This is a genomic window from Nocardia sp. No.11, assembly GCF_038752175.1.
GTDB classification, from domain to species: domain Bacteria; phylum Actinomycetota; class Actinomycetes; order Mycobacteriales; family Mycobacteriaceae; genus Nocardia; species Nocardia canadensis.
The window spans coordinates 1-26203 of sequence record NZ_JBCGFB010000088.1 but is presented as its reverse complement, the minus strand read 5'-3'; the positions used below and the strand labels follow the sequence as shown (position 1 = coordinate 26203).

Genomic DNA, 26203 nt, shown 5'->3' with positions numbered 1-26203 from the left:
CTGGGCCTCGCCGCCGGACAGGGTCAGCGGCCAGGCGTCCGCGCGCCCGGCCAGGCCGACCTCGGCCAGCAGATCGCGGGCGGCCTTGTCGTCAGCGCGCCGATTGCGCGGCTTCGGCCTGCCCAGCGCGACGTTGCGGACCACCGGCTGCCACGGAACGAGCCGCGGTTCCTGGAACACGATCGTCGGCCTGCCGGCGACGGAAACCTCACCGCGACCGGCGGTCTCGAGTCCGCCGAGAATCCGCAGCAGCGTGGACTTGCCCGACCCACTGCGACCGACCAGCGCGACGATCTCGCCAGCCCCGATCTCGAGATCGATCCCGTCCAGCACGATCCGTTCGCCGAACTTCTTACCCAGACCGGCGATTCGCGTTGCGGGCGTACGCGCGGCGGCCTTGGCCGAGATGGGAGTGACTGCGGCAGCGGTCATGACGGGATCCTCGCGGTAGTGCGGCGGCGGGTGGCGGGCCAGCCGAAGGCCGGGACGGGGTGGGTCCGGCGATCGGCACGGGGAGCGGGGGCGGACATCAGCGGTGGACCGCCGGGCGCCAGCGCAGGGCGCGGCGTTCGAGCAGGCGCACGATGGAGTCGGTGGCGAGGCCGAGCAAGCTGTAGATCACCAGGCCGAACACCACGATGTCGGTGCGCAGGAATTCGCGGGCGTTGTTGACGACGAAGCCCAGACCCGCGCCGGCGTTGATCTGTTCGGCGACGATCAGCGAGAGCCAGGCGATGCCGAGGCTCTGCCGCACGCCGACCAGGATCTGCGGCAGCGCACCGGGGAGGATCAGCAACCGCAGCCGCTCGGCCAGGCCCAGTTGCAGGGCGCTGCCGAGCTCGAGCAGCTTGGGATCGAGCTGGCGGATGCCGGCGAAGGTGTTGAGGTACAGCGGGAAGAACACGCCGAGAGCGATCAGGTAGACCTTCGGTTCCTCACCGATGCCGAACCAGATGATGAACAGCGGGATCAGGCCGAACAGCGGGATGGTGCGGATCATCTGCAACGGCGGATCGACCGCGTACTCCCCGATCTTGCTCAGTCCGGCCAGGACGCCGAGAACCAGCGCGAGCACCGCGCCCAGGACGAAGCCGTAGAGCGCGCGCTGGCCGGAGACCAGCAGTGCGTCCCCGAGCTGGCCCGACTGGAAGGTCTCCAGCCCCGCGTCGAAGACGACCGAGGGCGCGGGCAGCTTCTTGGCCGGGATCCAGCCACTGCTGCTGCCGATCTGCCAGACCAGCAGCAGCACGATCGGCGAGAGCGCGCGCAGGAAGCCGGAGCGGCGGTACAGGGGTATCCGTCGCTCGTCGGTCTCGGTGGGGCTCGCCAACAGCATTCGTGCATGGTGCCCGGCCGCACGGGTCGCCCGACAGGGTTCGAATCAGCTCGAGGATTTCTCGGCCCTGGCCGAGATCTGCTGGACGGCCCAGCCGTTGCCGTCGGGATCGCTGAAGAAGACGAAGCCGACATTGTCGAGCGGATGCGGTGTCGGCCTGGGGTTCTGACCGAGGGATTGCACGTCGGTGACCTCGACGCCGCGGGCCACCAATTCGGCGTGCGCCAGCTCGATATCGGGCACCACCAGTTGCAGGCCTTTCAGCGAACCGGGCGGCATCTCGGGCACCGCGCCCTTGCCGATGACGATCGAGCAGCCCGAACCCGGCGGGGTGAGCTGCACGATGCGCACGTCCTCGGAGATCACGGTGTCGTGGTCGACGACGAAGCCGAGCCGATTCGCGTAGAAGTCCTTGGCCCGGTCGATATCGGAGACCGGCACGATCACGACTTCCAGGGTCCAGTTCACGAGGTGCCTCCCGAGGGTGGTTCGGTCACGCGGTGGTGCCGAGTCTGCCACCGGCAGGGCCGAGACGCGGGCCGAACAGGCTGTTCACGGCCTGCGCTCCCAGCGCCAGGCGTATTCACCGTCGGCGGGTGGTGGACCGGGCAGGTCCCCCTCGGCGGTCATGCCGTCGAGCAGCAGGGCCAGCACGCGCTGCCGCAGCTGGGCGGTGCGCACCGGGTCGGGCATCGTGACCGCGGCGCACGCTTCCAGCAGCAGCCCCACGTCCTGGGGATCGAAGTCGGCGCGCAGTCGTCCGCTCGTGTGAGCCCGGCGCACCAGCTCCGCGCTCACTTCGCCCGAGTGGATGACGTCGGGCAGCATCGACTCGTCGGGAGTGAAGGTGCCCGCGAGCTTGACCGTCAGCGAGTGCACGTCGGCCTCCACCACGCGTTCCAGGAAGCCGACGAATCCGCGCCACCCGTCCGGATCTTCCAGCGCCGCATCCGCTTCGGCGTTGAACCGGCGCAATCCCTCGTGACACAGCGTGCGCAGCAGCACCTCCTTGCTCGGATAGCGCCGGTAGAGGGCGCTGATGCCGACGCCCGCGCGTTCCGCGACAGCCGCGATCGGCGCGGTCGGATCGTCGAGGAACACGGCGCGGGCGGCGTCGAGGATGAGGCTGTCATTGCGCGCGGCTTGCGCCTTGCGGCCCGACAGGCGGGGCTGAGCTGCGGTTTCGGTCTGCTTGGGCATGAATCCAGACTACCACTTGAAACGGAATGATCCGTTCTGCTACGGTTGGAACAGAACGAAGCATTCCGTTTCACAACAAGGAGTCGACATGACCGCCACGGCCACCATCACCCCCTTCCGCATCGACGTGCCCCAGGCGAAGCTCGACGACCTCGCCGCCCGCCTGCGCGGCGCGCACTTCCCGGACGAGCTGCCCGGCGTCGGCGACGCCTACGGCGTCCCGGCCGAGCGCGTCCGCACTCTCGCCCAGTACTGGCTCGAGGAGTTCGACTGGCGGGCGCTGGAATCCGAGCTGAACGCCTACCCGCAGTTCACCACCGAGATCGAGGGCGAGAACATCCACTTCCTGCACATCCGGTCCTCGCGGCCCGACGCGACGCCGGTGATCCTCACCCACGGCTGGCCGGGGTCGATCCTCGAGTACATCGACGTGATCGCGCCCCTCACCGAGCCGGAATCGGCCGAGGATCCGGCCTTCCACCTGGTCATCCCGTCGCTGCCCGGCTTCGGCTTCTCCGGCCCGACCCGCAGCACCGGCTGGAACCGCTACCGCACCGCCCGCGCCTGGGCGGAACTGATGGCGCGCCTGGGCTACGAGCGCTACGGCGCCATCGGCAACGACGGCGGCTCGATGGTCTCCCCCGAGCTCGGCCGGATCGCGCCCGAGCGGGTGCTCGGCGTACATGTCACCCAGCTGTACTCGTTCCCGTCCGGCGACCCGGCCGAGTTCGAGGGCCTGTCGGAAGCTGATATGGCCGCGCTGGCGCATCTGCAGTGGTTCCACGAGAACAAGATGGCCTTCAACACCCTGCACAGCCAGCAGCCGCAGACCCTGGCCTACGCCCTGGCCGATTCGCCGGTCGGGCTGCTCGGCTGGAACGCCCAGCTGTTCGGCGAGTCGATCGACGCGCGGTTCGTCGTGGCGAACATCGCGCTGTACTGGCTCACCGGCACGTCGGGCTCGTCGCTGCGGTTCTACTACGAGGACGCCCACGCCACCGAGCACCCGACCGAGCCGACCACGGTTCCTACCGGGCTGGCCATGTTCGCCGGTGACTTCCAGTCGATCCGCCGGTTCGCCGAGCGTGATCACAGCAATATCGTCAGCTGGAACTCCTACGACACCGCCGCGGGCAGCGGCGGCGCGAACGACGCGGCCGGGCACTACGCCGCGCACGAGGCGCCCGAGGTGCTGGTCGGCGACATCCGCCGATTCTTCGCCGGCCTCGCCTGATTCGGCTTCGGTGCCGCGGCCCACGCTCCCCTCATCGGCGCGTGGGTCGCGACCCATTCGAATCATGCACCAGCGCAGTGTTATACGCGCACCAAAGAACGCAATCAGTGATGCTCGTGCAATTCACCCCAGGCCGGGAAGGGATCGGCGAAGCCGGCCCACCCGGCCGGACCCGCGGCGAACTCCGCGTCGGTGAGCAGCGCGGCATCGAGTGCGCGCCGGACCGCGGCCGAGTCCAGGCGCACGCCGATGAACACGATCTCCTGGCCCGCGGGCACTTCCAGCGACGACCACCACGCGCCCTGCTCGAAGGTCAGGTTCGGCCCGGCCTGCGACCAGATCGCGGCCAGCTCGGGACGACTGGCGATCCAGCAGAAGCCCTTGCTGCGCAACATCCCCCGCAGTCCGGCCAGCGCGTCGGCGAGCCGGTCCGGGTGGAACGGCCGGTCGGCGGTGTAGGTGAGACTGCTGATCCCGTATTCCTCGGTCTCGGGGGTGTGGCCGCCGGCCAGCTCCTCGGCCCAGCCCTCGGCCTCGGCGGCCACCACCGGGTTGTAGCGGCCGGTGGCGAGCACCTCGTCCAGCCCGACCACCCCCTTCTCGGTGCGCAGCACGTGCGCCCTCGGGTTGAGCCTGCGGACGGTCGCCTCGACGGTGGCCGCGGCGTTCGCGCTCACCAGGTCGGTCTTGTTGATCAGCAGGACGTCGGCGAATTCCACCTGATCGACCAGCAGATCCGCGATCGTGCGGGTGTCCCCCTCGCCCGCTTCGAGTTCGCGCTCGGCCAGCGCCTGCCCCTTGACCAGCTCGGCCAGGAAGGTCGACGCGTCGACCACGGTCACCATGGTGTCCAGACGCGCGAGGTCGCCGAGGCGGAACCCGTCCTCGAACTCCCAGTCGAAGGTCGCGGCCACCGGCATCGGTTCGGAGATGCCGGTGGACTCGATCACCAGCTGGTCGAACCGGCCGTCGCGGGCGAGCCGGGCCACGGCCTCGATCAGGTCCTCGCGCAGCGTGCAGCAGATGCAGCCGTTGGTGAGCTCGACCAGTTTCTCCTCGGTCCGGTCGAGATGTCCCTGGCCCGCGACGAGCGCGGCATCGATGTTGACCTCGCTCATGTCGTTGACGATGACCGCCACCCGGCGGCCCTCCCGATTGGCGAGGATGTGGTTGAGCAGCGTGGTCTTGCCCGCGCCGAGGAAGCCGGACAGGACGGTGACGGGCAGGTGCGCGAGGGGGGCGGAGTTGGTCACGAGTTAATGATAATGGTTTTCATTTGCTGTTTGCGGGCGGGGTCCGGCGAACCGGGCGCCGGTCGTAGGGTTGGAGGGTGAAGATGTTGCCGCTGACCCCCGATGGCCAGACCCCCGTTCGCGCGCTCACCATCGCGGGCACCGACTCCGGCGGCGGCGCCGGCATCCAGGCCGATTCCCGGACGATGGCGCTGTGCGGAGTGCACGCGTGCGTGGCGGTGGCGGCGGTGACCGTGCAGAACACGGTGGGCGTCAGCGGATTTCACGAGATCCCGCCGCAGATCGTGGCCGATCAGGTTCGGGTGGTCGTCCGCGATATCGGCGTCGGCGCGGCCAAGACCGGCATGCTCGCCTCCACCGCGATCATCGAGGCCGTCGCGGACGTGTGCCGCGAGGTCGGCATCGGGCGCGACGCCGACGTGCCGCTGGTGGTCGACCCGGTCGCGGCCTCGATGCACGGCGACCCGCTGCTGCACGCGGAGGCGCTCGACGCGGTGCGCAACACCCTCATCCCGCTGGCCACGGTCGTCACGCCGAATCTCGACGAGGTCCGCCTGATCACCGGCATCGAGGTGGCCGACGACGCCACCGCCCGCACGGCCGCCGAGGCGCTGCACGCGCTGGGCGCGCAGTGGTCGATCGTCAAGGGCGGGCACCTGCGCTCCTCGGAATACAGCACCGACCTGCTCTACGACGGCGACACCTTCCGGGAGTTCACCGCGCCGCGCATCGCCACCGGCAACGATCACGGCGGCGGCGACACCCTCGCCGCGGCCATCGCCAGCGCGCTCGCCAACGGCTACTCGGTGCCCGACGCCGTCGCCTTCGCCAAGGAGTGGACCTATCGCTGCCTGGCCGCCTCCTACGACCTCGGCGCGGGCCACGGGCCGGTTTCCCCGCTGTGGCGACTGCGCACCGATGTCTAGCGTGGCGTCGCGAACTTGTCGGTGGGCAGGTTCATACTGAATCCATCGCACCCACCACCGGTTCCAACGACGCAGCCGGCGAGAACAACGGAGTTCGCCTCGGGCGCGACGACTTTCAGCCGACGACGAACGCGTCGCGCAACGGCTGCGACGGGTCGATCCTGACTCCGTTGAACCGTGCGTGCGCCGTGGCGAGCGCCGAGATGCTCTCGGCCAGATAATCGACGAATCGTTCCACCGGCATCGCCGAGACCTCGCGCTGATTCGCGCCGAGCCACCAGTCCGTGGCCGAGGCCACCGCGCCGAAAATCGAATAGTTCACCAATTCGATCCCGGCCACGTCGATCGATTCGGTGGGCAGCAGACCGGCGAAGAATTCCGCGGCCCGCCGCGCCGATTGCCTGGCCGCGACCAGCGCCCGTTCCGTTTCCTTGGCCTGCTGGCTGAAATGGCTGTGCAGCATGAACCGGAAGACGTTCGGGTGCTCGGAGACGACGGCCACGTATTCGGCGGCCGCGCGACGCACCAGGTCGGCGACGGAATCGTCGGTGAGGTTCACCCCACTGAGCACCCGTTCCCACAGCATGTCGCGGACCCGGTCCACGATCGCGTTGTAGAGATCGGTCTTGTCCTCGAAATGGCGGTACAGCTTCGGCTTGGCCGCACCGGCTTCCTTGGCGATATCGCCCATGCTGACATCGGGGCCGACCCGATCCAGCGCGCGGAACGCGGCGTCGACGAATTCGATCCGGACCTGCACGCGATGTTCGCGCCACCGCTCGGTCCGCGCATCGACACGACGGACCGGCTCGTCTGCCTTCCGGTAACCGCGCGTCACGGTCAGCAGCTTATTGGCGCGGTCGGCCCGGGTGCTGCGCGGGGCGACTTTTGCCGGACCGGCAATCTTTCTTGCGGGTTTTCGCCCGGTGCCCGCACCATCGAATCGTCTACGCGTCCGCCGACCGACAGGAGCCCCGATGACCGAGACCGCGCCGACCGCCGAACAGTTCTGGGAGGACTTCTACCGCGAAAGAGACCAGATCTGGACCGGCAACGCCAACAAGACCCTGGTCAGCGAGGTCGCCGGGCTGACGCCGGGCACCGCGCTCGACCTCGGATGCGGCGAGGGCGGCGACGCCATCTGGCTGGCGAAGCAGGGCTGGCAGGTCACCGCCGTCGACGTCTCCGCCACGGCGATGGAGCGGGGTGCCCGGCACGCGGCCGACGCGGGCGTGCGGATCACGTGGGAGCGCCACGACTTGCAGACGAGCTTCCCGGCGGGCACCTTCGACCTGGTCTCGGCGCAGTTCCTGCACTCACCGGTGGAACGCCCCGACGAGCGCGCGACGATCCTGCGCAAGGCCGCGGCCGCCGTCGCCCCCGGTGGCGTGCTGGTGATCGGCAGCCACGCGCACTGGCCGACCTGGGTCACCACCCCGCCGCACGACGTCTCCTTCCCGACGATCGAGCAGATGCTCGCCCAGCTCGACCTCGGCCCCGAGTGGCAGGTGGCGACCGCGGGCCTGCTCACCAGCCCGTCGACGAGCCCCGACGGCGTCGAGGGCGAACGGGCCGACAGCGTGCTGCGCGTGCGCCGCGGCTAGCGGAGGGTCAGCCGCCCCGGGTACCCGCTTCGGCTTTCGGCACCGCGTCGCCGTTGCTTCGTCGCGACAGCACATAGAGCGCCCACATGACGATCGGCAGGAGGATGTCGGTCCACAGCGGGATCCCGATGTTGTACGGCATGGTGTTGTCCTCGGCCACCCAGAAGTAGACGTGCCCGGCCGCGTCGCCCCAGTACTGGATGGTCAGGACGACGATCGCGCACAACCAGAAGTGGCCGCGGTACCAGTAGGCCATGATGCCGACCACGCCGATGGCCAGGTCGCCCATCGCGTTCTCCCATTGGAAGCCGCCGTCGCCCCGCGTGTAGCCGATCTGCTCGGCGACTTGGGCGCCGTCGAAGATGTGGGCGGCGGCGCCGAGAACCGAGGCGACCCCGACGACGGCCACCATCCACCAGACCATGTGGATGTCGGCCGCGGGTCGACCGGGCTGACGCCGGCTCTGTACGAACCCGCCGACGAGGGCGACGAGTACCGCGATGACGGTAGGCATCCGAGCGCCTCCATGCCTCGAGTCGAGCACTGTTCGAGCAGGTAGACGAGCTTTTCCAGTGTACCCTCGCGGATCCCCAGCAACCTCCCAGCTCGGTCCCAGCTGGGTGGCAGCGCCGCCGTCGAGGGTGGGTGGCATGACCCAGACCGAGGCCGAGCCACAGCCCACGCAGAGCAGCCGCGCGCCGGTGCTCGACGTGGTGATCCCCGTCTACAACGAAGAAACCGACTTGGGCCTGTGCGTACGCAGGCTGCATGCCTACCTACGGGACGGATTCCCGTTCACCGCCCGGATCACGATCGCCGACAACGCCAGCACCGACGCCACCCTCGAGGTGGCGCGGCTGCTGGCCGACGAGCTCGACGGTGTCCAGGTGCTGCACCTGGACGCCAAGGGCCGGGGCCGGGCGCTGCGCGCGGCGTGGGCGGGATCGGACGCGGCGGTGGTCGCCTATATGGACGTCGACCTGTCGACCGATCTGAACGCGCTGCTGCCGCTGGTCGCGCCCCTGGTGTCCGGCCATTCCGACCTGGCGATCGGCACCCGGCTCGACGCGTCGTCGCGGGTGGTGCGCGGCCCCAAGCGCGAGATCATCTCCCGCTGCTACAACCTGCTGCTGAAAACCACACTGCGGGCCCACTTCTCCGACGCGCAGTGCGGGTTCAAAGCGGTGCGCACCGATGTCGCCCGTGAACTGCTCCCGCTGGTGCGGGACGGGGAATGGTTCTTCGACACCGAACTGCTCGTCCTGGCCGAGCGCGCCGGGCTGCGCATCCACGAGGTGCCCGTCGACTGGATCGACGATCCCGACAGCCGGGTCGACATCGTCGACACCGCCCGCAAAGACCTGCGCGGTATCTGGCGGCTGACCAGGGCACTGGCCACCGGCGCGCTCCCGCTGGACGAGCTGCGCGCCGCCGTCGGCCGCGAGCCGCTGGTGGCGGGCGTGCCGCTCGGAATGATCGGGCAGCTGGTGCGTTTCGCGATCGTCGGCGTGACCTCGACGCTGGCCTACATCGTGCTGTATCTGCTGCTGCAACCGCTGCTCGGCGGGCAGGGCGCCAATCTGGTGTCGCTGCTGATCACCGCGGTGGGCAATACCGCGGCCAACCGCGCCTTCACCTTCGGTGTGCGTGGACGCGGTGACGCGATGACCCATCAGTTCCAGGGTCTGGCGATCTTCGGTTTCGGGCTGGCGATCACCAGTGGCTCGCTGTTCGCACTGCATCGCTGGGCGCCCGACGCCCCCGTCGTGGTGGAGCTCGGCGTGCTGGTCTTCGCCAATCTCGTGGCGACACTGGCCCGGTTCGTCGGACTGCGCTGGGTGTTCCGGCATGCCGGCTCCGACCGCGCGGTGGCGGACCCAGGGCCCGATGTCGTCCTGCGCGCCGCGACGGACACGGTGGAGGCGCGCCGATGACCGCCACCATCGCCCCGCCGTCGCCCGCCGCGATCACCGACACCGCGCCGCGCCGAAAGCGCTGGGAACTGCCGGCCTTGGCGGTTCTGCTGCTCGGCACCGCCCTCGCCTACCTCATCAACCTCAGCGCCAACGGCTGGGCCAACGACTTCTATGCCGCTGCGGTGCAAGCGGGTTCGCGATCGTGGGAGGCGTTCTTCTTCGGCTCCTCCGACGCGGCCAACTCGATCACCGTGGACAAGCCGCCCGCCTCCCTGTGGGTGATGGAGCTGTCGGTGCGGCTGTTCGGGCTCAACAGCTGGAGCATGCTCGTACCGCAGGTGCTGCTCGGCGTCGCGACGGTCGCGTTGCTGTGGGCGACAGTGCGCCGATCCTTCGGTCCCGCAGCGGGATTGATCGCGGGCGCGGTGCTCGCGGTGACGCCCGTCGCGGTATTGATGTTCCGGTTCAACAACCCCGACGCCCTGCTGGTGCTGTTGATGACGGCGGCCGCCTGGGCGATGACCCGCGCCGTCGCCGACGGGCGCTGGCGGTGGCTGCTGCTCACCGGCGGGCTGATCGGTTTCGGGTTCCTGGCCAAGCAGTTACAGGTACTGCTCGTCGTGCCCGCGCTGGCGCTGACCTACCTGTTCGCGGGCCCGCCGAAGCTGGGCAAGCGGATCGCGCAGCTGTTCGCGGCGGGCGCCGCGATGGTGGTCGCGGCGGGCTGGTGGCTGCTGACAGTGGAGCTGTGGCCCGCCGATCAGCGGCCGTGGATCGGTGGGTCGCACGAGAATTCGATCATCGAGCTGACGCTGGGCTACAACGGGCTCGGCCGACTGAACGGCAACGAGCGCGGCAGTGTCGGCCCCGGCGGCGAACTGCCCGCCGGCGGCAACGGCATGTGGGGCAGCACCGGGATCACCCGGCTGTTCGAGCCCGCGCAGGGCGGCCAGATCGCCTGGCTGATCCCCGGCGCACTGGTGGCCCTGGTCGCCGGACTCGTCCTGTGCGGACGATCGCCGCGCACCGATCGACGCCGGGCCGCGCTGATCCTGTGGGGCGGTTGGCTGCTCGTGACCGGCCTGGTGTTCAGCTTCATGGCGGGCATCTTCCACCAGTACTACACGGTGGCCCTCGCGCCCGCCGTCGCCGCGCTGATCGGCATCGGCGCGACACAGCTGTGGGGTGCGCGGGATCGGCTGTGGGTGCGCCTCACCGGTGCGCTCGCCATCGGCCTCACCACCGCCACCGCGTGGGTGTTGTTGTCGCGCAGCGCGTCCTTCCAGCCGTGGCTGCGCTGGACGATCCTCGTGGTCGGTGTGCTCGCGACCATCGCGGCCGCCTTCCCGCTGGCCCGCAGACAGGCGGTGATCGCCGCGATCGCCGCCGCTTTCGTCGGGCTCGCCGGGCCCGTCGCCTACTCCATCGATACCCTCGCGACCGCGCACTCCGGCGCGATTCCGTCGGCCGGGCCGAACGCCGGTGGGATGCACGGGTTCGGAGGTCGGGGTGGGCCAGGGATGTGGCCTGGCGGTGATGCTCGGATGGGCGCGATGCCGGGCGCGGATGGGGCGAACTCGTCGGGTGGTGCCGATGCTCAGGGCGGGATGCCATCGGGCGGCGCTCAGGGCGGCGGTATTCCGTCAGGTGCTGCCCAGGGTGGCGGTTCGCAGTCGGATGGTGGTGCGGCCCAGCCGGGTGGGGCCGGCGGTCTGCTCGGTGGCTCGCGACCGAGTGATCGGATCGTCAGCCTGCTCGAGCGCGACGGAGAGAACTACACCTGGGTCGCGGCGACGGTCGGTTCCAACAGCGCCGCCGGATACCAGCTGGCCACCGAGCTGCCGGTGATGCCGATCGGCGGCTTCAACGGCAGCGACCCCTCCCCCACCCTCGACCAGTTCACAACCTATGTGGCCGAGGGCAAGATCCACTACTTCGTGGCGGGCGGCCGGGGCGGCCCCGGCGGAAACAGCGAGTCGACCAGCTCGGCGATCACCGCCTGGGTGACGGCGAACTACACCGCGACCACCGTCGACGGCGTGACGCTGTACGACCTCACCCAACCGAAGTAGTCGGCAGGGCCGAACGCCCGCAAGAACACTCGGGGCCGGGCTCGGTCGGATCACCCCGGTCCGACAGACCCGGCCTCGACGTGAAGACCCCCAAGGCTCACCCGCTCGACGCAGCGTTCGCACCCGGTGCGGCTCACGCGGACCCGATCAGCCCCACCGACCACCGGCAGGGATCGGTCGTCGTTTGCCCTGCGGCACTGCGCTTCACGCGATGAGAACGCGACCACCTCGTGGCCGCGCTCGGTCAGCACATCCACCATGGTCTGGCCGAGATGGCCGACACTCGGAACTGCGCAGGTCACCAGGGTTATACCTAGGTGTTCAGCGCCGAATGCAAGGTCGCCGCCCACTGGTCGACGATGAGTTTGCGGCGCGCCGAGTCGTCGGTGAGGACGTCGGCCAGGCCGAGCCCACGAGCCAGGTCGAGGGTCGCCTGGACGAGGTGATGGTTGACCGGATCGGAGTCGTCGACGCCGAGTGCTTCGACCGCGCGCCGGTGCGCGATCCGGCCGAACCGGGCCTCGAGCGGGACGATGCGTTCGCGCAGCGCGGGATCGGCGGCGGCGTGCGTCCACACCTGCAAGGCCGCCTTGAACAGCGGCGAGGTGTAGGACTCGACCAGGCCCGAGACGACGGCGCGGGTGCGGCCGACGCCCTCGGCGACCTCGCTGATGGCGGCGGCCTCGGCGGCCGACTGATCCATCCTGGTGTCGAACATGTACTCGAGCGCGCCCGTGATCAGGTCTTCCCTGGTGGGGAAATGATGCTGGGCGGCCCCGCGCGACACCCCGGCCCGTTCGGCGACCACCGACACGGTGGCGGCCGCCCAGCCGGTCTCGGCCAGGCAGTCGATGGTCGCCTCGAGCAGCCGCTGCCGGGTGGCCCGGCTGCGGTCCTGCTTGGGTTCGTGGGGTGTCGCCATCGGACTATTGTGCCCAGCTGGGCGGGCGCTTCTGGAAGAAGGCGGTCATGCCCTCGATCACCTCGGGGGTGCCGAAGAACCCGGCCGAGCGCTGTGCGAGCTCCTCGGCCTCGGCGTCGAAGCGCGCGAGCAGGGTCGAATTGACCAGCTTCTTGGACTCGGCCAGCCCCTGCGGCGAACCCTTGCGCAGCTCGCCACACAGGCGTTTGACCTCGGCGGCGGCATCGGCGGCCGCGATGGTCACCAGCCCGATCCGCTGTGCCGTCGCGGCGTCGAACTTCTCGCCGGTCAGGAAGTAGCGGCTCGCCGAGCGCTGGTCCATCCGCGGCACCAGGGTGAGCGAGATCATGAACGGCGCCATCCCGATCCGCACCTCGGTGAGCGCGAAACTGCTGCTGGGCCCGGCGACGACGAGATCGCAGGCACCGATGATGCCCATGCCGCCGGCGCGCACATTGCCGTCGATCTGGGCGACGACCGGCTTGGGCGAGGCCAGGATGCCCCGCAGCACATCGATCATCACCCGCGTGCGCTGATCGGCCGCGGTCGCCGGATCGGCGGTACTCGCCTCCTTCAGGTCCGCGCCCGCGCAGAAGGTGTCGCCCGTGTGCGCCAGCACGATGCCGCGCACGACGGGATCGGCGTTCGCCGCGTCCAATCCGGCCAGTAGCTCGCGCACCAGCTTCGATGAGAGCGCATTGCGATTGTGCGGGGAATCGAACGTCAGCGTGGCGAACCCATCGACGACCTCGTACCGGACAAAGGGCGCGCCCTCAGGATCACTCATCGAACCCACCTCAACCTTTCACTAGATNAGCGCATTGCGATTGTGCGGGGAATCGAACGTCAGCGTGGCGAACCCATCGACGACCTCGTACCGGACAAAGGGCGCGCCCTCAGGATCACTCATCGAACCCACCTCAACCTTTCACTAGATCGAACTCAACTCTGACCGCTCTCCCAGCCCCGCACCCGCGACCCCGAGGAGCGGCGGCCACGCAGTGGCCGGTCGCGGCCGGGTCGCCGGTNCTTCGATGAGAGCGCATTGCGATTGTGCGGGGAATCGAACGTCAGCGTGGCGAACCCATCGACGACCTCGTACCGGACAAAGGGCGCGCCCTCAGGATCACTCATCGAACCCACCTCAACCTTTCACTAGATCGAACTCAACTCTGACCGCTCTCCCAGCCCCGCACCCGCGACCCCCAAAGGCCGCGACTCGAGCGCGCCAGCGCTCCAACTAATACGACCGCGGCAGACCGAGGGAGTGCTGGGCCACGAAGTTCAGGATCATCTCCCGGCTGACCGGGGCGATGCGCATGATGCGCGCCGCCTGCAGCATCGCCGACAGCCCGACCTCCTTGGTCAGACCCGACCCGCCGTGGGTCTGGATCGCCTGGTCCAGTGCCTTGATGCTGGCCTCGGCGGCCGCGTACTTGGCCATGTTCGCGGCCTCGGCGGCGCCGAACTCGTCGCCCGCGTCGTAGAGGGTCGCGGCCTTCTGCATCATCAGCTTGGCCAGTTCCAGCTCGATCTTGATCTGCGCGAGCGGATGCGAGATGCCCTGGTGCGCGCCGATCGGCGTCTTCCAGACGGTGCGCTCCTTGGCGTACTCCACCGCGCGATCGATGGCGTAGCGGCCCAGGCCGATCGCCATCGCCGAGCCCATGATGCGCTCGGGGTTCAGGCCGGCGAACAGCTGGGCGATGGCGGCGTCCTCGGAGCCGACGAGGGCGTCGGCGGGCAGGCGCACGTCGTCGAAGAACAGGGTGTACTGGTGATCCGGCTCGATGACGTCCATCTCCTGGACGTTCTTCACCAGGCCGGGCGCGTCGACCGGGACGATGAACAGCGCGGGCTTGAGCTTGCCGGTCTTGTGGTCCTCGGTGCGCGAGACCACCAGGATGGCCTCGGCCTGATCGACACCGGAGATGAAGATCTTGCGGCCGTTGAGGATCCAGTCGCTGCCGTCGCGGCGGGCGGTGGTGGTGATCTGGTGCGAGTTGGAGCCCGCGTCGGGCTCGGTGATCGCGAAGACCATCTTGGCCGAGCCGTCGGACAGCTTGGGCAGCCAGGTCTGCTTCTGGGCGTCGGTGCCGTACTTGGTGATGATGGTGCCGCAGATGGCCGGGGAGACCACCATCAGCAGCAGGCCGGCGCCCTGGGCCGAGAGCTCTTCCTGCACCAGCGCCAGCTCGTACATGCCCGCGCCACCGCCGCCGTACTCCTCGGGCAGGTTCACGCCGAGGAAGCCGAGCTTGCCCGCCTCGTCCCACAGTTCGGTGAGCGGCTCGTTCTTGCGCGAGAGCGGCAGCACGTAGTCGCGGTAGTTGTACTTGGCCGCCAGCGACGCGACCGCCGCGCGCAGCGCCTTCTGCTCTTCGGTTTCGTGGAAGCTCATGCCTGCTCCTGCTCTTCTTCCTCGACGACGGCGAGGACGGTTCCGACCTCGACCTGCTGGCCGACGGTCACGTTCAGTGCGCTGAGGACGCCGGTGGCCGGCGCGACGATGGTGTGCTCCATCTTCATGGCCTCCAGCCACAGGATGGGCTGACCCTGCGTCACCAGGTCGCCCTGGGCGGCGCCGAGGCGGATCACGCTGCCGGGCATGGGCGCGAGCAGCGAACCGGCCGCGACCTGCTCCGACGGGTCGGTGAAGCGAGGCAGCCGACGCACGGCGACCGGGCCGAGCGGCGAGTCGACCGCGACGAGGTCGCCGTAGCGGGCGATCTCGAACTGGCGGCGGACCGGGCCGCGCTCACCCGGCACCGCCAGCACCACCCGTTCGGGCGCCACCGAGATCAGTTCGAGGCCGTCGTGGCCGTCGACCTCGATGCCACCGGCCCTGGTGAACCGGTACCGCACCTCGTGCGTGCCGCTGGTGCGGCTCTCGTAGGACTTGCGCTGCGGCTGCGAGGCCAAGTTGCGCCAGCCACTCGGGGCGAGCTTGGCGAACCGGTTCGTGGTGTGCGCCAGCGCCGCGTCGGCGAGGGCGGCGGCCACGATCGACAGCGCCTCGTCGGCCTCGGACACCAGCGGCGCGGACAGCGCGGCCAGATCGTGGGTCGCGAAGAACGCGGTATCGGTGTCACCGGCCAGGAACGCGGGGTGCCGCAGCACCCGCACGAGCAGGTCGCGGTTGGTCACCAGACCGTGGATCTTGGCGCGCTGCAAGGCGGTCGCCAGCAGATGCGCTGCCTCGGCGCGGGTCTCGGCGTAGGAGATGACCTTGGCCAGCATCGGGTCGTAGTGCACGCCGACGACCGAGCCGTCGACGACACCGGTGTCGAGCCGCACGCCCGCCTGCTCGAGAACGGTGAACTCTCCGGCCGTGAACGGGATCTCGATCTTGTGCACCGGTCCGCTCTGCGGCTGCCAGTCCTGCGCGGGGTCCTCGGCGTAGAGCCGGACCTCGATCGAGTGGCCGCGCTGGGCGGGCTGGGTCGCGGGCAGCGGCAGCCCGGACGCGACCTGCAACTGCAGGCGGACCAGGTCCAGGCCGGTGGTCTGCTCGGTGACCGGATGCTCCACCTGGAGGCGGGTGTTCATCTCCAGGAAGAAGAACTCGCCCTTCTCGTCGGCGAGGAATTCGACAGTGCCCGCGCCCTCGTAGCCGATCGCCTCGGCGGCCAGCCGGGCCGCTTCGAAGAGCCGCTCACGCATGCTCTGCCCATCCGCGCTGCTCGCGGCGGCACGCTCCGCTACCGCCTCCGGCCCCGGAGCTCGCAGCGCGTCGATCTTCTCGACCAGCGGCGAGGGCGCCTCCTCGACGACCTTCTGGTGCCGTCGCTGGATCGAGCATTCCCGCTCGCCCACCGCCCAGGTCGTGCCGAAGGTGTCGGACATGACCTGGACTTCGATATGGCGGCCGGTTTCGAGGTAGCGCTCGCAGAACACGGTCGGATCGCCGAAGGCCGACTCGGCCTCGCGCTGCGCGGCGGCGATCTGGTCCTTCAGTTCACCCAGCTCGCGCACCACGCGCATTCCGCGACCGCCACCACCGGCGGACGCCTTGATCAGCACCGGCAGGTGCGCCTCGGTGACCTCGGCGGGATCGAGCTCGGCGAGGACGGGCACGCCGGCGGCGTCCATCATCTTCTTCGACTCGACCTTGGAGCCCATCTGCTCGATCGCCGCGACCGGCGGACCGATCCAGACCAGGCCCGCGTCCAGCACCGACCGCGCGAATTCGGCGTTCTCGGAGAGGAATCCGTAGCCGGGGTGGATGGCGTCGGCACCGGCGGAGAGCGCGGCCTCGATGATCAGCTCACCGCGCAGGTAGGTCTCGGCGGGAGTGTTGCCGGGCAGCCGGATGGCCGCGTCGGCCTCGGCCACGTGCGGGGCCGCGGCGTCGGCGTCGGAGTACACCGCGGTGGTCCCGATGCCCATCCGGCGGCAGGTGGCGAACACGCGGCGCGCGATCTCACCACGGTTGGCGACGAGGACGTTCGTGATGGCCCCACCCGTCACCCGACCGCCGCTCACGGAATCGCTTCGCGATGCTGTTGTCATGTCGCGCCTCACATTCGGAAGACGCCGAAGCCCTCGGCGCCCTGGATCGGAGCTGTGTGGATGGCCGACAGGGCCATCCCCAGCACGGTGCGGGTATCGCGGGGGTCGATGATGCCGTCGTCGAAGAGCCTGCCCGACAGGAACATCGGCATCGCCTCGGCCTCGATCTGCGCCTCGACCATGGCGGCCAGCCCGGCGGCGGCCTCCTCGTCGAACGGCAGACCCTTGGCCTCGGCCGCGCCGCGCTGCACGATGGTGAGCACGCCGCCCAGCTGCGCGCCGCCCATCACGGCGGACTTCGCGCTCGGCCAGGCGAACAGGAAGCGCGGGTTGAACGCCCGACCACACATGCCGTAGTGCCCCGCGCCGTAGGAGGCGCCGATCAACAGCGAGATGTGCGGGACCGTCGAGTTGGCGACCGCGTTGATCATCATCGCGCCGTGCTTGATGATGCCGCCGTGCTCGTAGTCCTTGCCGACCATGTAGCCGGTGGTGTTGTGCAGGAACAACAGTGGCGTGTTCTTCTTGTTCGCCAGCTGGATGAACTGGGTGGCCTTCTGCGATTCCTCGGAGAACAGCACGCCGCGCGCGTTGGCCAGGATGCCGATCGGGTAGCCGTTGATCTCGGCCCAGCCGGTGACCAGGCTGGAACCGTAGAGCGGCTTGAACTCGTCGAAGTCGGAACCGTCGACGACGCGGGCGATCACCTCACGCGGATCGAACGGGATCTTCAGGTCCGAGGGCACGATGCCGAGCAGTTCCTCGGGATCGTAGAGCGGCGAGATGACCTCGGCGCGCGGCTCGGGGCCCTGCTTCTTCCAGTTCAGCCTGCGCACGATGTTGCGGCCGATCCGGATCGCGTCCTGCTCGTCGGCGGCCATATAGTCGGCCAGACCCGAGGTGCGGGCGTGCATCTCGGCGCCGCCGAGGGTCTCGTCGTCGGAGTCCTCACCGGTGGCCATCTTCACCAGCGGCGGGCCCGCCAGGAAGACCTTCGCGCCTTCCTTGACCATCACCACGTAGTCGGACATGCCGGGGATGTAGGCGCCACCGGCGGTCGAGTTGCCGAAAACCAGGGAGATGGTGGGGATTCCGGCGGCGGACGCCTGGGTGAGGTCGCGGAACATCGCGCCACCCGGAATGAAGACCTCTTTCTGCGTCGGCAGGTCGGCGCCGCCGGACTCGACCAGCGAGATCACCGGCAGACGGTTCTGCTTGACGATCTCGTTGATGCGCAGGGTCTTCCGCAGCGTCCACGGGTTGGAGGTGCCACCGCGCACGGTCGGGTCGGGCGCGACGATCATGCACTCGACGCCCTCGACGATGCCGATGCCGGCGATCGTCGACGCGCCGACATGGAAGTCGCTGCCCCACGCGGCCAGCGGGCACAGCTCCAGGAACGGCGAGTCCTCGTCGAGCAGCAGCTCGATGCGCTCGCGGGCGGTGAGCTTGCCGCGCTTGTGATGCCGGGCCACCTTGTCGGGGCCGCCACCGGCGATCGCCTTGGCGAACTCGGCCTCGACCTCGGCGAGCTTGGTGGCCATCGCCTCGGCGGCGGCGGTGTACTCCGGCGACGCGGTGTCGACGGCGGAACGGAAGGTCGTCACGACTGGTACCCCAATACTTTCGACGCCAGCATGGTCAGGATCTCGTTGGTGCCACCGCCGATGCCGATGATGCGCACATCGCGGTAGATGCGCTCCACCTCGGACTCGCGCATGTAGCCCATACCGCCGTGCAGCTGGACCGCCTGGTTGGCGACCCATTCGGCGGTCTCGACGGCATTGTTCTTGGCGAAGCAGACCTGGGCGATCTGGTTGGTGTCCCCGGCGACGAAGCGCTCGACCAGGGCCCGGGTGTAGGTGCGCGACACGTCGACCCGCTGGGCCATCTCGGTCAGCGTCATCTGCACCTTCTGGCGGCTGATCAGCGGGCGGCCGAAGGTCTCCCGGTCCCGGCACCACTGCACGGTCAGGTCCAGGGCGCGCTGGGCCAGCGAGTACGCCTGCACCGCGAGGCCGACCCGCTCGCTGACGAACGCGTTGGCGATCTGCGCGAAGCCGGTGTTCTCGCCGCCGACCAGGTTCGCGGCGGGCACCCGCACGTCCACGTAGGACAGCTCGGCGGTGTCGGAGGCCAGCCAGCCCATCTTCTCCAGCTTGCGGCTGACGGTGAAGCCCGGCGTATCGGTCGGCACGATGATCAGCGAGACGCCCGCCGCGCCCGCGCCGCCGGTGCGGACCGCGGTGACCACGAAGTCCGCCCGCGTGCCCGAGGTGATGAAGGTCTTGGCGCCGTTGATGATGAAGTCGTCGCCGTCGCGCACCGCCGCGGTGGTGAGGTGGCCGACGTCGGAGCCGCCGCCGGGTTCGGTGATGGCCAGCGAACCGATCAGGTCACCGCGCAGCGTCGGCACGGCCCAGCGGTCGATCTGGTCCTGATTACCGGACGCGATGATGTGCGGCAACGCGATTCCGCAGGTGAACAGCGACGCCCACAGCCCGCCGGAGGCACCGGCGAGATGGATCTCCTCGCCGACGATCATCGAGTCGACGATGCTGCCGCCCTCGCCGCCCGCCGATTCCGGGTACTCGATGCCGAGCAGGCCGAGCTCACCGGCCTTCTTGTGCAGCTCGCGCGGCAGCGCGCCCTCGCGTTCCCAGGTGTCGAGGTCGGGCAGGATCTCCCGCTCGACGAACCCGCGCACGGTGGCGCGCAGTTCTTTTCGTTCCGGCGTGTCCCAAATTGTCGTCATGCTGCTGTCTCCTGTCGCATGATCGGGCGCCCTCCGTGGTTACGCTCCGCTGCCGCCTCCGGGCGCTGACCGATCACGCGAGCAGCTCCGTCGGCATATCGATGTGGCGGGAGCGCAGCCATTCGCCGAGCCCCTTGGCCTGCGGGTCGAAACGCGCCTGGTAGGCGACGCCCTTGCCGAGCAGACCGGAAATGATGAAGTTGACGGCCCGCAGGTTCGCCAGCACGTGCCGGGTGACGGTCAGCTCGGCCGTCTCGGGCAGCAGTTCCTGGAGCTTCTCGACGGTGAGCGTGTGCACCAGCCAGCGCCACTGCTCGTCGGTGCGCACCCAGACGCCGATATTGGCGTCGCCGCCCTTGTCGCCGCTGCGGGCCAGCGCGATGGTGCCGAGCGGGACGCGGCTGGTCTCCGACGGCGGCGGGGGCGCGGGCAGTTCGGGCTCGGCGACCGGTTCCAGCACAGCGGTTTCGGCGGCGGGCTCGATGGCGACGCGAGTGCCATCGGCCAGGACCGCGGTGTGCGGCACCTCGTGCGCGTCGACGAAGCCCGGCGTGAAGACGCCGTAGGGCGAACCGTTGCCCGGCAGGGTCGTGAAGGTCGCGCCCGGGTAGCTGGCCAGCGCCAATTCCACGGCGACATTGGAGAATCCGCGACCGACCTTGTTCGGGTCGGGGTCACGCACCACGCAGCGCAGCAGCGCGCTGGCCTGTTCCTCGGTGTCGGCGTCGGGGCGGTCGAGCCGGGCCAGGGTCCAGGTCAGCTCGGCGGGCCTGGCGGGCAGCCAGGCCTCCAGCTGTCGTTGCGCCAGTGCGGCTTTGGCCTCGATCTCCAGGCCGGTGAGGATGAACTCCATCTCGTTGCGGAAGCCGCCGAGGGTGTTCAGCGAGACCTTGAGCTGCGGCGGCGGGGCTTCGCCGGTCACGCCGCTGATCAGCACCCGGTCCTTGCCCTGCTGGCTGAGCTCGATGCTGTCGAGGCGGGTGGTGACGTCGGGGCCCGCGTAGCGCACGCTCTGGATCTCGTACATGAGCTGGGCTTCGACGGTGTCGACGGTGACCGCGCCGCCGGTGCCGTCGTGCTTGGTGATGACGCTGGAGCCGTCCCGGCGGATCTCGGCGATCGGGAAGCCGGGGCGGCCGAAGTCGCCGAGTTCGGTGAAGAAGGCGAAGTTGCCGCCGGTGGCCTGGGTGCTGCACTCGATCACATGCCCGGCCACCACCGCGCCGGCGAGGGCGTCGTAGTCGGTGCGGCTCCAGCCGAAGTGGGCGGCGGCGGGACCGACGATGACCGAGGCGTCGGTGACCCGGCCGGTGACGACGATGTCGGCGCCGGAGTTCAGGCACTCGACGATGCCCCACGCGCCGAGGTAGGCGTTGGCCGTCAGCGGCTGACCGAGGCCGAGGTCGGCGGCGCGGCCGATCAGGTCGTCACCCTCGACGTGGGCGATCTTGGCGTCCAGGCCCAGGTCGGCGGCGACCTTGCGCAGCCGTTCGGCCAGCCCGGCCGGGTTGAGGCCGCCGGCGTTGGTGACGATCTGGACGTTCTTCGCCAGCGCGAGGGCCAGGCAGTCCTCGATCTGCTTCACGAACGTCTTGGCGTAGCCCAGGCTGGGGTCCTTCATGCGGTCACGGCCCAGGATGAGCATGGTGAGCTCGGCGAGGTAGTCGCCGGTCAGCACGTCGAGGTCGCCGCCTTCCAGCATCTCGCGCATCGCGCTGAGCCGGTCGCCGTAGAACCCGGAGCAGTTTCCGATCCGGATCAGGTCCGGGTCCGCCGAGAGTGCACTCATGAACCCCAGGATCACATCGGTTCAGAAAAAAAGCAAGCATGCGTGCTTGTTAATTGCGGGCAATCCACCAGGCAAGATGGAGACCATGTCATCGGTCCTTCTCTTGGCCCTGGCCGGCTTCCTGCTCGGCGGCGCCTACACGACCTGGAAGAACAACCGCGCGCTGTCGATCGCCCTGATCGCCGCCGCGGTGCTGGCCGCCGTCGGCGCGGCTCTCTGGCTGCAATAGCCACCCCAGCATTTCGGAAGCCGCGAGCAAGCCCGTCGCGACGCCCACTCAGCAGGCCTGGCGTGGCTACCAGCGGCAACAGCAGCGCGGGTGAATCCGGGGCTCAGCTGGGGACGCTGAGCTTGAAGATCCGGACGTCCTCGGGGACGCCGTTGAGCGGGGCCGCCCAGAAGTTGCGTTTGTAGGGCTTGACCGTCGCGCCGAGCTCGGCGAGGGTCTCCGGGCGCAGGGCGGCGAGGGTGGTGCTGGACAGCATCGTGTTGCCGTTGCCACCGGCCTCCATCATGCGGGCGGCGATATTGACGTCGACGCCGAGCCAGTCGCCGCCGATCTCACGGGGGGAACCGGTGTGCAGGCCGACCCGCATGCGCGGCTTGTAGCCGTCGACCTCGACGGTCGCCAGATTGCGGCGGGCGGCGACAGCGGCGCGGACCGCGCGATCAGGCGAGGAGAAGACCGCCATCAGGCCGTCACCCATGCGTTTGACCACCTGACCGCCCCGCTCGGCGATCGGCGGCTCGATAGCCTTGGCGACCTTGCGCAGCAGTTCCAGGGTGCGCTCGTCGCCCGCGGACAGCGACCAGCTGGAGAACGCCACCAGGTCGGTGAACACGATGGTCACCTCCTCGGTGCCCCGACCGCGGCCGATCCGCTCGAGCGCGGCCTGCCACACCTGGAGCGCGCCGAATCCGATCTCCCTGGCCGCGCTGGGGGTGCCGCCGACGATCTTGTCCGCAGCCCTGGCCACCGCGCGGGCGCCACCGGGACCGGAGACCGAGAGCGGGTCGCCGAACGCCGGGTCACCGGGCAGCTGCTGCCGAGCCTTGCGCACGGCACCGATCACATCGGCCCGCCGATTCGCCGCCTGCAATTTCGACGAGAACTGGACGCGCCGCCGACCCGGTCGGGCATCGTCGGTGTCCGACAGCTCGGGCCGCGCACTCTCGATGGGCTCCAACGGGATCACCACCTCCGCGGCAGCGTCACGCCGCCGCGGATCCACCCCGCCAGAAGGCGTTTCACTCACGCCCAGATCGTACCTGGTCCACCCCGCTGCCCCACCGGACGAAAAAGCCCCCGGCGTCCGGGCAGCGGACGCCGGGGGCGGTCCCGGGCATCTGCGAGGGCAGCCCGGGACGGTCTGTCAGGCGTCTCGGCGATTGATCATCACCAAGGCGCCGGCGAACACGATCGCCACGAAGACGGCGAAGTAGATCAGGCTGCCCCACACACCCCAGTGCCAGTTGCCCGAGACGTCCTCGACGGTCAGGAAACGGTTGGCGTTCTGGAACGGCAGGAACGGCTTGACGGTACGACCGAAGCTACCGAACGCGCCGAGCAGACCCTCCAGCAGCAGGGACCACAGCACGATCAGCGAGATCGCGGCGGCGGACTGACGCACCAGCACACCGACGCCGATGGCCAGGACCACACACAGGAAAGCGTAGATCGGAATGCCGTAGATGGCCCGCCAGTTTCCGTCGAGCACCAGTTCCGGCGCCTCGTCACCGACGAACAGCTTGGCCACCACGAAGGCGATCAGCGCGAGCACGCCGGTCAGCACCGCCGCGTACACGCCGACCAGGCCCGCCTTGGACAGCACCACCTTCGAGCGGTTCGGCACCGCCAGGAAGCTGGCGCGGATGACGCCGAAGCGGTACTCACTGGTGACCGTCAGGGCGGCCATGATCATCAGCACCATCACGCCGAAGCCGGAGACACCGGAGACCACCACGCTCGGGGTGAGCAGCGTCGGCACCTCCCCCGCCTGGGTGTTCTCGGCCTTGGTGACCAGCGCGATCAGCGCGGCCAGGCCGATGCCGAGGAGAACCACGATCGCCGAGCACCACCAGGGCGACCGGGTCGAGGTGAGCTTGATTCGTTCCGCAGCGAGCACGCCCATCAGAGCGCACCTCCCATCACCTGGTCGAGGCCCGCGCCGTGGTACTCCACGGCGCCGCCGGTCATCCGCATGAACGCCTCCTCGAGCGACGCCTGCTGCGGCGCCAGCTCGTAGAGCGTGACGTTGTTGGTGCCCGCCACCTTGCCGACCTCGTCGCTGGTCACCCCGGCCACGATCAGCGCGGCGTCGCCCTCTTCCCGCACGGTCATGCCGTGCGAGGTGAGCAGGCTGCGCAGCTGATCCAGCTGCGGGCTGCGGACCCGCACCGACTGCTCGGAGGCGCGGTCGATGAAGTCCTTGGTGGTGGTGTCGGCGATGAGCTGACCACGGCCGATGACGATCAGGTGCTCAGCGGTCTGGGCCATCTCCGAGAGCAGATGGCTCGACACCAGCACGGTGCGGCCCTCGGCGGCCAGGCGCTGCATGAAGCGGCGGATCCAGAGGATGCCCTCCGGGTCGAGGCCGTTGACCGGCTCGTCGAACAGCAGCACCTTCGGATCGCCGAGCAGCGCGCCCGCCAGGCCGAGCCGCTGGGACATGCCCAGCGAGAACCCGCCCGCGTTCTTGCCCGCCACCTCGGACAGGCCGACCAGCCGCAGCACCTCCTCGACCCGCGACTTCGGGAGGTCGTTGGACGCGGCCAGCCACTCCAGGTGCGCGCGCGCCGAGCGGTTCGGATGCACCCACTTGGCATCGAGCAGCGCGCCGACCTGGGTCAGCGGCCGCTCCAGATCCTCGTAGCGCTTGCCGCCGATCAGGGCGGTGCCCGAGGTCGGCCGGTCCAGGCCGAGGATCATCCGCATGGTCGTCGATTTACCGGCACCGTTGGGTCCGAGGAACCCCGTCACCTGTCCGGGATGGACGGTGAACGAGAGGTCCTGCACCGCGACGGTCTGGCCGAATTGCTTCGTCAGGCCCTTCAGCTCGATCATGCGCCCCAGCTTGCCGCACGAAGACGGCGAGCGCGTCGCCGTGAGGTCGCGAGTCGGGTCATCCTCGAGGATGACCCCAACCCTGAGAGGGGACTACCGGGCTGGGGAGGAGGCCTGGGCCCAGAAGCGTTTGGGGATGCGGCCTGCGTGGCGGGCGAGGTGCCCGGCGCGGACGGCGGCGGCCATGGCCGAGGCCATCAGTTCGGGGTCGCGGGCTCGGGTGACGGCGGTGGCCAGGAGGACGGCCGAGCAGCCGAGTTCCATGGCCAGGGCGGCGTCGCTGGCGGTGCCGATGCCCGCGTCGAGGATGACGGGCACGCCCGCGGCGGCCACGATCATCTCGATGTTGTGCGGGTTGCCGATGCCGAGGCCGGTGCCGATGGGGCTGCCTAGGGGCATCACCGCGGCGCAGCCCGCGTCCTCGAGCCTGCGAGCCAGCACCGGGTCGTCGTTGGTGTAGGGCAGGACGACGAAACCGGCGTCGACCAGCTGTTCGGCGGCGTCGAGCAGCTCGAACGGGTCGGGCAGCAGGGTGCGCTCGTCGGCGACGACCTCGAGCTTGACCCAGTTCGTCTCCAGCGCCTCGCGCGCCAGCTGCGCGGTGAGCACGGCCTCGGCGGCGGTGCGACAGCCCGCGGTATTGGGCAGCAGGGTGATGTCGAGGCGCTTGAGCAGGTCGAGCACGCCGGTGCCGCCCGCGGCGTCGACCCGGCGCATGGCGACGGTGGTGAGCTCGGTGCCGGAGGCGATCAGGGCCTCTTCCAGGACGGCCAGGTTCTCGGCGCCGCCGGTGCCCATGATCAGGCGCGAGCCGAACTCCTTGTCCGCGATGCGCAGCGGTGCGGGCTCAGCCACCCTGCACCGCCGTCAGCACCTCGATGGTCCAGCCGCGGCCGACCGGCTCGTCCCAGCGCGACTTCGGGAACACCGCGCCGTCGACGGCCAGTGCCACGCCCTGACACGGCAAGGCGAGCCTGGTCAGCAATTCGCGGATGCTGAGCGGCTCGGGGAACTCGTGGTCGACACCGTTGACGGTGACGCCGATCGGGATGGTCGAGGTCATCGAACTCCTCCTGGGGACAGCTGCAGCGCCGGAAAGCGTTGCGGTGATGCGATTTCCGCGATCGCGGGCGACTCGTCGTCGAGCAGCCCGGGAACGAGGGTCGCGGTGAGCGCGAGGGTGAGCATGCCGTTGCGGCCGTGGCCGGTGGCGGCGACGACGCGGTCGTCGAGCGCGCCGAGCAGCGGCAGGTTGTCGGGGGTGCCGGGCCGCGAGCCCGCGTTCGCTTCGGCCAGTTCGTATTCCGCGATGCCGGGCAGGATCGCCTCGGCGTCGGCGATCAGGTCGCGCACCCCACCGACGGTGACCGCGGTGTCGAAGCCCGCCTCGTATTGTGTTGCGCCGACGACGATTCCGTCCGCGCGCGGCACCAGGTACACCTGCCGGCCGTGCACCCTGGCCCGGATCACCCGGCTCGGCGCCGGACTCACGCCGGGCCGCTGCCGCAGGCGCAGGATCTCGCCCTTGACCGGGCGCACCGGCAGCCCCGGCCACAGGTCGGCGGAGCGCGCGCCCGCCGCGAGAACCACGCGGTCGTGCGGCAGCTCGGCGAGCGCGGT

26 protein-coding genes and 2 pseudogenes are annotated in these 26203 nt (G+C 69.7%); 6 read left to right on the top strand and 22 right to left on the bottom strand.

Translation table 11 applies throughout. The annotated features are described in order from the left end of the window. From V8688_RS22790 to V8688_RS22775, 4 genes are all read right to left on the bottom strand, one after another. Positions 1–432, bottom strand: a 432-nt coding sequence (locus V8688_RS22790; protein ID WP_342801651.1) for an ATP-binding cassette domain-containing protein, incomplete at its 3' end; no start/stop codon positions are given. Between the two features lie 97 nt (positions 433–529). Continuing rightward, positions 530–1336, bottom strand: coding sequence for an ABC transporter permease (locus V8688_RS22785; protein ID WP_316576297.1), 807 nt, complete (start codon positions 1334–1336; stop codon positions 530–532). Positions 1337–1381: 45 nt separating this feature from the next. Continuing rightward, the gene (locus V8688_RS22780) at positions 1382–1804 is read right to left on the bottom strand and encodes a VOC family protein (RefSeq protein ID WP_342801650.1); all 423 of its coding nucleotides are present in this window, start codon (positions 1802–1804) and stop codon (positions 1382–1384) included. 84 nt (positions 1805–1888) lie between these two features. Then, positions 1889–2536: a TetR/AcrR family transcriptional regulator gene (locus V8688_RS22775; RefSeq protein ID WP_316576298.1), complete on the bottom strand. Its 648-nt coding sequence runs from the start codon at positions 2534–2536 to the stop codon at positions 1889–1891. An 88-nt stretch (positions 2537–2624) separates the two neighbouring features. Between V8688_RS22775 and V8688_RS22770 the strand changes: the two genes are divergently transcribed. Further along, positions 2625–3770: an epoxide hydrolase gene (locus V8688_RS22770; RefSeq protein ID WP_218722147.1), complete on the top strand. Its 1146-nt coding sequence runs from the start codon at positions 2625–2627 to the stop codon at positions 3768–3770. Positions 3771–3874: 104 nt separating this feature from the next. On the opposite strand, the gene V8688_RS22765 is transcribed toward V8688_RS22770, so the two are convergent. Beyond that, positions 3875–5023 carry a GTP-binding protein gene (locus V8688_RS22765; RefSeq protein ID WP_342801649.1) on the bottom strand — a complete coding sequence of 383 codons (1149 nt, stop codon included), beginning with the start codon at positions 5021–5023 and terminating at the stop codon, positions 3875–3877. A 77-nt stretch (positions 5024–5100) separates the two neighbouring features. On the opposite strand from V8688_RS22765, the gene thiD reads away from it, so the two are divergent. Next, positions 5101–5949: a bifunctional hydroxymethylpyrimidine kinase/phosphomethylpyrimidine kinase gene (gene thiD / locus V8688_RS22760; RefSeq protein ID WP_342801648.1), complete on the top strand. Its 849-nt coding sequence runs from the start codon at positions 5101–5103 to the stop codon at positions 5947–5949. Between the two features lie 115 nt (positions 5950–6064). Here the strand turns inward: thiD and V8688_RS22755 are convergent, their stop codons facing one another. Further along, the gene (locus tag V8688_RS22755) at positions 6065–6787 is read right to left on the bottom strand and encodes a TetR/AcrR family transcriptional regulator (protein ID WP_218722150.1); all 723 of its coding nucleotides are present in this window, start codon (positions 6785–6787) and stop codon (positions 6065–6067) included. A gap of 139 nt (positions 6788–6926) precedes the next feature. On the opposite strand from V8688_RS22755, the gene V8688_RS22750 reads away from it, so the two are divergent. After that, positions 6927–7553 (top strand): class I SAM-dependent methyltransferase, encoded by a 627-nt coding sequence (locus V8688_RS22750; protein WP_218722151.1) that lies wholly within the window; start codon positions 6927–6929, stop codon positions 7551–7553. A gap of 7 nt (positions 7554–7560) precedes the next feature. Here V8688_RS22750 and V8688_RS22745 read toward each other — a convergent pair whose 3' ends face one another. After that, positions 7561–8067 (bottom strand): DUF6790 family protein, encoded by a 507-nt coding sequence (locus V8688_RS22745; RefSeq protein ID WP_342801647.1) that lies wholly within the window; start codon positions 8065–8067, stop codon positions 7561–7563. 136 nt (positions 8068–8203) lie between these two features. Here V8688_RS22745 and V8688_RS22740 point away from each other — a divergent pair, with 136 nt between their 5' ends. Together V8688_RS22740 and V8688_RS22735 are read left to right on the top strand one after the other, a co-directional pair. Further along, positions 8204–9487, top strand: coding sequence for a bifunctional glycosyltransferase family 2/GtrA family protein (locus V8688_RS22740; RefSeq protein WP_316576302.1), 1284 nt, complete (start codon positions 8204–8206; stop codon positions 9485–9487). Continuing rightward, positions 9484–11541, top strand: a complete 2058-nt coding sequence (locus V8688_RS22735; RefSeq protein ID WP_342801646.1) for a glycosyltransferase family 39 protein — start codon at positions 9484–9486, stop codon at positions 11539–11541. The genes V8688_RS22740 and V8688_RS22735 overlap by 4 nt, the downstream gene beginning before the upstream one ends. Positions 11542–11854: 313 nt before the next feature. Here the strand turns inward: V8688_RS22735 and V8688_RS22730 are convergent, their stop codons facing one another. The 9 genes and pseudogenes from V8688_RS22730 to V8688_RS22690 form a co-directional block, all read right to left on the bottom strand. After that, complete coding sequence (locus V8688_RS22730; protein ID WP_218722155.1) at positions 11855–12463, bottom strand: TetR/AcrR family transcriptional regulator; 609 nt, start codon at positions 12461–12463, stop codon at positions 11855–11857. A 4-nt stretch (positions 12464–12467) separates the two neighbouring features. Continuing rightward, positions 12468–13250 (bottom strand): enoyl-CoA hydratase family protein, encoded by a 783-nt coding sequence (locus V8688_RS22725; protein WP_218722156.1) that lies wholly within the window; start codon positions 13248–13250, stop codon positions 12468–12470. 28 nt (positions 13251–13278) lie between these two features. Next, positions 13279–13373: pseudogene (locus tag V8688_RS22720) on the bottom strand (enoyl-CoA hydratase); the annotation flags it as partial. 119 nt (positions 13374–13492) lie between these two features. After that, positions 13493–13597: pseudogene (locus tag V8688_RS22715) on the bottom strand (enoyl-CoA hydratase); the annotation flags it as partial. 106 nt (positions 13598–13703) lie between these two features. Continuing rightward, positions 13704–14864 (bottom strand): acyl-CoA dehydrogenase family protein, encoded by a 1161-nt coding sequence (locus V8688_RS22710; RefSeq protein WP_316576305.1) that lies wholly within the window; start codon positions 14862–14864, stop codon positions 13704–13706. Further along, positions 14861–16933, bottom strand: a complete 2073-nt coding sequence (locus V8688_RS22705) for a biotin carboxylase N-terminal domain-containing protein (RefSeq protein ID WP_342801645.1) — start codon at positions 16931–16933, stop codon at positions 14861–14863. The genes V8688_RS22710 and V8688_RS22705 overlap by 4 nt, the downstream gene beginning before the upstream one ends. A gap of 50 nt (positions 16934–16983) precedes the next feature. After that, complete coding sequence (locus V8688_RS22700; protein WP_218722159.1) at positions 16984–18582, bottom strand: carboxyl transferase domain-containing protein; 1599 nt, start codon at positions 18580–18582, stop codon at positions 16984–16986. Next, positions 18579–19730, bottom strand: coding sequence for an acyl-CoA dehydrogenase family protein (locus V8688_RS22695; protein ID WP_218722160.1), 1152 nt, complete (start codon positions 19728–19730; stop codon positions 18579–18581). The genes V8688_RS22700 and V8688_RS22695 overlap by 4 nt, the downstream gene beginning before the upstream one ends. Before the next feature lie 73 nt (positions 19731–19803). Then, complete coding sequence (locus V8688_RS22690; protein ID WP_218722161.1) at positions 19804–21519, bottom strand: acyclic terpene utilization AtuA family protein; 1716 nt, start codon at positions 21517–21519, stop codon at positions 19804–19806. 85 nt (positions 21520–21604) lie between these two features. On the opposite strand from V8688_RS22690, the gene V8688_RS22685 reads away from it, so the two are divergent. Further along, positions 21605–21748, top strand: a complete 144-nt coding sequence (locus V8688_RS22685) for a hypothetical protein (protein ID WP_342801644.1) — start codon at positions 21605–21607, stop codon at positions 21746–21748. A gap of 103 nt (positions 21749–21851) precedes the next feature. Here V8688_RS22685 and V8688_RS22680 read toward each other — a convergent pair whose 3' ends face one another. The 6 genes from V8688_RS22680 to V8688_RS22655 form a co-directional block, all read right to left on the bottom strand. Continuing rightward, the gene (locus tag V8688_RS22680) at positions 21852–22619 is read right to left on the bottom strand and encodes an adenylate/guanylate cyclase domain-containing protein (protein WP_342801652.1); all 768 of its coding nucleotides are present in this window, start codon (positions 22617–22619) and stop codon (positions 21852–21854) included. 273 nt (positions 22620–22892) lie between these two features. Beyond that, the gene (locus V8688_RS22675; protein WP_218722162.1) at positions 22893–23651 is read right to left on the bottom strand and encodes an ABC transporter permease; all 759 of its coding nucleotides are present in this window, start codon (positions 23649–23651) and stop codon (positions 22893–22895) included. Next, complete coding sequence (locus tag V8688_RS22670; protein WP_218722163.1) at positions 23651–24583, bottom strand: ATP-binding cassette domain-containing protein; 933 nt, start codon at positions 24581–24583, stop codon at positions 23651–23653. Before V8688_RS22670 ends, V8688_RS22675 begins: the two co-directional genes overlap by 1 nt. Positions 24584–24676: 93 nt before the next feature. Then, positions 24677–25438, bottom strand: coding sequence for a thiazole synthase (locus tag V8688_RS22665; RefSeq protein ID WP_342801643.1), 762 nt, complete (start codon positions 25436–25438; stop codon positions 24677–24679). Beyond that, positions 25431–25646 (bottom strand): sulfur carrier protein ThiS, encoded by a 216-nt coding sequence (thiS, locus tag V8688_RS22660; RefSeq protein WP_218722167.1) that lies wholly within the window; start codon positions 25644–25646, stop codon positions 25431–25433. Before thiS ends, V8688_RS22665 begins: the two co-directional genes overlap by 8 nt. Further along, positions 25643–26203, bottom strand: a 561-nt coding sequence (locus V8688_RS22655) for an FAD-dependent oxidoreductase (RefSeq protein ID WP_342801642.1), incomplete at its 5' end; no start/stop codon positions are given. The genes V8688_RS22655 and thiS, both read right to left, overlap by 4 nt.

What these genes read in the sequence shown, in the direction of transcription:
- V8688_RS22775 (WP_316576298.1), bottom strand. Translation starts at nt 2,536, where the DNA reads ATGCCCAAGCAGACCGAAACCGCAGCTCAGCCCCGCCTGTCGGGCCGC.
- V8688_RS22675 (WP_218722162.1), bottom strand. Translation starts at nt 23,651, where the DNA reads ATGGGCGTGCTCGCTGCGGAACGAATCAAGCTCACCTCGACCCGGTCG.
- V8688_RS22725 (WP_218722156.1), bottom strand. Translation starts at nt 13,250, where the DNA reads ATGAGTGATCCTGAGGGCGCGCCCTTTGTCCGGTACGAGGTCGTCGAT.
- V8688_RS22735 (WP_342801646.1), top strand. Translation starts at nt 9,484, where the DNA reads ATGACCGCCACCATCGCCCCGCCGTCGCCCGCCGCGATCACCGACACC.
- V8688_RS22745 (WP_342801647.1), bottom strand. Translation starts at nt 8,067, where the DNA reads ATGCCTACCGTCATCGCGGTACTCGTCGCCCTCGTCGGCGGGTTCGTA.
- V8688_RS22685 (WP_342801644.1), top strand. Translation starts at nt 21,605, where the DNA reads ATGTCATCGGTCCTTCTCTTGGCCCTGGCCGGCTTCCTGCTCGGCGGC.
- thiS (WP_218722167.1), bottom strand. Translation starts at nt 25,646, where the DNA reads ATGACCTCGACCATCCCGATCGGCGTCACCGTCAACGGTGTCGACCAC.
- V8688_RS22750 (WP_218722151.1), top strand. Translation starts at nt 6,927, where the DNA reads ATGACCGAGACCGCGCCGACCGCCGAACAGTTCTGGGAGGACTTCTAC.
- V8688_RS22695 (WP_218722160.1), bottom strand. Translation starts at nt 19,730, where the DNA reads ATGACGACAATTTGGGACACGCCGGAACGAAAAGAACTGCGCGCCACC.
- V8688_RS22670 (WP_218722163.1), bottom strand. Translation starts at nt 24,583, where the DNA reads ATGATCGAGCTGAAGGGCCTGACGAAGCAATTCGGCCAGACCGTCGCG.
- V8688_RS22740 (WP_316576302.1), top strand. Translation starts at nt 8,204, where the DNA reads ATGACCCAGACCGAGGCCGAGCCACAGCCCACGCAGAGCAGCCGCGCG.
- V8688_RS22730 (WP_218722155.1), bottom strand. Translation starts at nt 12,463, where the DNA reads ATGGCGACACCCCACGAACCCAAGCAGGACCGCAGCCGGGCCACCCGG.
- V8688_RS22690 (WP_218722161.1), bottom strand. Translation starts at nt 21,519, where the DNA reads ATGAGTGCACTCTCGGCGGACCCGGACCTGATCCGGATCGGAAACTGC.
- V8688_RS22785 (WP_316576297.1), bottom strand. Translation starts at nt 1,336, where the DNA reads ATGCTGTTGGCGAGCCCCACCGAGACCGACGAGCGACGGATACCCCTG.
- V8688_RS22710 (WP_316576305.1), bottom strand. Translation starts at nt 14,864, where the DNA reads ATGAGCTTCCACGAAACCGAAGAGCAGAAGGCGCTGCGCGCGGCGGTC.
- V8688_RS22770 (WP_218722147.1), top strand. Translation starts at nt 2,625, where the DNA reads ATGACCGCCACGGCCACCATCACCCCCTTCCGCATCGACGTGCCCCAG.